Annotated in this window: 2 protein-coding genes and 1 pseudogene; 2 read left to right on the top strand and 1 reads right to left on the bottom strand. The window is 72.0% G+C overall.

Features of this window, described 5'->3' with window-relative positions; translation table 11 throughout:
* A partial coding sequence (locus N4P33_RS33415) for a LysR family substrate-binding domain-containing protein (RefSeq protein ID WP_260830684.1) occupies window positions 1–697 on the top strand: 697 nt, incomplete at its 5' end.
* 17 nt (window positions 698–714) lie between these two features.
* On the opposite strand, the gene N4P33_RS33410 is transcribed toward N4P33_RS33415, so the two are convergent.
* Window positions 715–2,787 carry a PhoX family phosphatase gene (locus tag N4P33_RS33410; RefSeq protein ID WP_260830683.1) on the bottom strand — a complete coding sequence of 691 codons (2,073 nt, stop codon included), beginning with the start codon at window positions 2,785–2,787 and terminating at the stop codon, window positions 715–717.
* A 277-nt stretch (window positions 2,788–3,064) separates the two neighbouring features.
* On the opposite strand from N4P33_RS33410, the pseudogene N4P33_RS33405 reads away from it, so the two are divergent.
* Window positions 3,065–4,147 (top strand): annotated as a pseudogene (locus tag N4P33_RS33405) (Toxic cation resistance protein); the annotation flags it as partial.

Genomic DNA, 4,147 nt, shown 5'->3' with positions numbered 1-4,147 from the left:
CGAGGCCCGCGCCGCCGCCGTCGGCGGACGCCAGCTGCGCATCGGCTCCACCGCCAGCCGGGCGCTGGCCGGCTGGCTGCGCCGACTGCGCCGGCACGCGCAGGAGCCCACCCTGCACATGGACGTCTCCGCCAATGTGCTGCTGCGCATGGTCGCCGACGGCCAGCTCGACGTGGCGTTCGTGCACGAGGTGGAGGGCTGCCCGCTGCGCATCCCCGAGAGCCTGCGCACCCGGGTCCTGGTCGAACGCGAACCGCAGTTCGTGTCCCTGCCCGCCGACCATCCGGCGGCGGCGAAACCCGTCGTCCACCTGTCCGACCTGGCCGCCGACCGCTGGATGATCGACCCGGCGGTCGACGGCGAGTGGGACGCCGTGCGCCGTGTCCTGCGCGCCGCGGGCCTCGACCCGCCGGTGCTGCACGGCGACTACCACACCGCCGCGAACCTGGTCGCGACCGGCGAGGTCGTCACCGTGGTCCAGCCGACCTCGCCCTCCCGCCCCGAGACGGCCGTCCGCCGCCTGCACGGCGACCCGCTCGGCGTACGGCTGCTCCTGGCCGCCCGCACCGACACGGAGCTGGAGGGCGTGTTTCCGGCGCTGGTGGAGGCGTACGAGGAGGTCGCCCGCCAGGCTCCCGCGTACCGGGAGTGGCTGGAACGCGGCGGCACCCCGCCACCGGTCCCAGCCCTCCCCTGAGACATCCCGTCCGTGGCTCAGACGCCGACGTCCCGTCCGTCCGCGCGCCACACCGCGACCACGGCGGGCCGGACGTACGTGCCCGGACCGTCGGGCCAGGTGCTGGCGGGCTTCTCCACCGTCGCGCCGTCCACCTCGCCCGGGTGCTGCACGGCCACCAGCACGCGCCGGTCCTGGATGACCGGGCCGCAGGTCTCCGCGCCGGCCGGCACGGTCAGGAACTGCTTCAGCTCGCCGCGCCGCTCGCCGTAGGTGGCGACACCGAACAGGCCGTCGTGGGAGCCGAGGGCGCTGCCGTCGGTGGAGATCCACAGGTTGCCGTAGTCGTCGAAGGCGACGTTGTCCGGGCAGGAGATCGGGCTGACGGCGTCCTTCGGGAAGCCGGCGAAGTACGTCGCCGGGTCCTCGGGGTCGCCCGCGACCAGGAACAGCGACCAGGCGAACTTCGTGCTCTCCGGCCGGTTCCAGCGCTCGGTCAGCTCCAGCACGTGGCCGTGCTTGTTGGCGTTGCGCGGGTTGGCCTCGTCGGCGCCCGCGTATCCGGTCTTGCCCCGGTTGGAGTTGTTGGTGAGGGCCACGTACACCTTGCCGGTGACCGGGTTGGGCTCGATGTCCTCGGGCCGGTCCATCTTGGTGGCGCCCACCTTGTCGCCGGCGAGGCGGGTGAAGACGAACACCTCCTCGGCGGTCATGCCCTCCACGTGCGAGACGGCACCGTCGGCGGTGGCGGTGGCCAGCGGGATCCACTCACCGCTGCCGTCGAACTCGCCGTCCTTGGGCAGCTTGCCCGTGCCGTCGATCTCGATGGCCGGGGAGTCACCGGTGAGCTTGGCGACGTACAGGGTGCCCTCGTCGAGCAGCGTGAGGTTGTGCTCGCGCGCCCAGCGGCTGTTGCCGTGCCGCATCCGCTTGCTGCTGACGAACTTGTAGAAGTAGTCGAAGCGCTCGTCGTCCCCGGAGTACACGACCGGCCGCCCGTCGTGCGTGAGCCGCACGGTCGCCGCCTCGTGCTTGAACCGCCCGAGCGCGGTGTGCTTACGCGGCGTGGAGGTCGGGTCGTACGGGTCGAACTCGACGACGTACCCGAACCGGTGCACCTCGTTGGGCTCCTGGGCGACGTCGAACCGCTTGTCGAACCGCTCCCACTTGCGCTCCGTCGCCCCCGTGCCGATGCCGTAGCGCTTGTCGGTGGCGCGGCTGCTGTTGGCGAAGTACTGGTTGAAGTTCTCCTCGCCGTGCAGGGTCGTGCCCCACGGGGTGGTGCCGCCGGAGCAGTTGTTGAGGGTGCCGAGCACCTTGGTGCCGGTCGGGTCGGCGGAGGTCTTCAGCAGGTCGGAACCGGCGGCGGGCCCGGTGAGCTCGAACTCGGTGGTGGCGGTGACACGCCGGTTGAGGTGGTGCCGGGAGACGGGCGTCAGCTTCCCGGTCTTCCGGTCCTCCTCCACGACCACGGCGGACAGCCCGTGCGCGGCCCAGGCGATCTCGACCTGCTCACGGGTGGGGTTGGCGGCGTCGTACCCCCGGAACATCAGCACTTCGTCCGTGTACTCGTGATTGGCCACGAGCAGCTGCCGCCCGCGCTCGCCGCGCAGGGGCAGCAGGGCGAGAAAGTCACAGTTGTACCCGAACTGCCCGGTCTGCGCCTTGGCGCTCTGCTTCTCCGGGTCGAAGGCGGGCGCGCCACGCAGGATGGGCTCGCCCCAGCGGATGACGACGTTCTGCCGGTAGCCCTCGGGCACGGTGACGGCGTCGGTGGTGTTGGGCGCGACGGGCGCGAACCGCAGCCCGCGCGCGCCCTTGGATTTCTCCGGTACGCCCTTGCCGGCGCCCGCGACCGCGTGCGCGCCCGGAGCGGCGGCGCCCCCGACGACGCCGGCCCCGGCGGCGGCGACGGTCACGACGGCGGCGGCACGCATCATGGACCGCCGGCTGAGCGCACCGGCGATGACATCACCGACGTACTCATTGGAGCTGGTGTTGGGCACCTCGTGGAAGCAGGCGTCACCACACCGGTAGCGGCAGGTCAGGGCGGACCGGCCGCCGGGGTGCGAACCGGACGGCGTTCCGATCAACGGCAGCAGCTTGCGCACTTTTTCTCTCCTTGGGTGCCCGTGGTGTCAGCGTGACCGTAGGGGCACATATGTGCGGTAGCCGGGCGGCAGGGTGAACGGCGAGTGAACCTGCGGCAGCGGAAGAGGAGTTGACCGGTGGGCCTCCGGTACGACGGAGGCGTCCGAATGCAGCCCTTGACAGAGCGGGTGCGGGACACCCCGACCCTGCCCAAGATCGCCTGCACGGGCCGCTAACCTTACGTGTCCGTCCTGGCCAGGGATCGACGGGCATCAACTCACGCGAAGGGGTGCGCACATGGGCATTCTCACTCTCCTGCGGAACGCGTTCGGCCGGTCACGCAAAGCGAGGCCCACCGAGCCGGAGGCATCGGCCCCGACCACCACCCCTCAGACCGAGCCCCCCATCCCGTCCCCCTCCACAGAACCGACCCCACCCGCCACCACGGAACCGACTGCGCCCCCCACGGCCACGGTCCCGGAACAGCGCGACGAGCACGACCTGGTGGCGGAAGCCTTCGACAAGGTCACGGTCCCCACCCCGACCCGCACCCCGGAATCCACGCCCCCGCCCTCGGAACCCACGCCCACCGCAGAACCCACACGGCAGCAGAAGCAGCCCACGGACCAGGAGCCCCCGGAGCAGGTCTCCGAGCCGGCGGAGTCCACGGAATCGACGAAGGTCGCCGAGCCGACCGAGTCCAGGGAATCGGCGGAGGCCGCCGAGCCGACGAAGCACGCGGAGGCTGGGGAGGCTGCGGAGGCCGCTGAGGCTGCGGAGGCCGCTGAGGTCGCGGAGATCCCCGAGCCCGCGGAGGCCGCGGAGCGGCAGCAGCCCTCCCAGTCGGCTGAACTCTCCGAGTCGACGGCACTCACGGAGCCCTCGGAGACCGCGCAGCCAAAGCAGTCCCCGGAGCCTGCAGAGGCCTCCGAGCCGGAGCAGACCACCGAGTCGGTCGAGGCCACGAAGCCTGAGCCCGAGCAGGCCGCAGAGCCGGTGGAGGCCACGGAACCTGAGCCCGAGCAGACCACCGAGCCGGCGGAGATCACGAAGCCTGAGCCCGAGCAGGCCACGGAACCAGCAGAAGACAAGGAACCGGCACAGGCGAAGGAGCCGACGCAGGAGAAGGAGCCGGTGCAGGCAAAGGAACCGGCACAGGAGAAGGAACCGGCAGAAGACAAGGAACCGGCGGCGGCCAAGGCCCCGGCGGCGGAGCCGATTGCCGCGGTCGCCGACGGCGGGGACGCCCCACAGGGGCCACCCGCACCCGACGACGAAAGCCGCACGGGTGGTGCGGGTGGGAACACCACCGAGGCCGAAGGCGCAGCCGAGGCCGAGCCCACCCTCCCCCGCCCCCTCCGCACAGCCCACCGCGCAGCC

The sequence above is a fragment of the Streptomyces sp. 15-116A genome (assembly GCF_025290915.1).
Lineage (GTDB): Bacteria > Actinomycetota > Actinomycetes > Streptomycetales > Streptomycetaceae > Streptomyces.
This window is presented reverse-complemented; position numbering and strand designations above follow the sequence as displayed.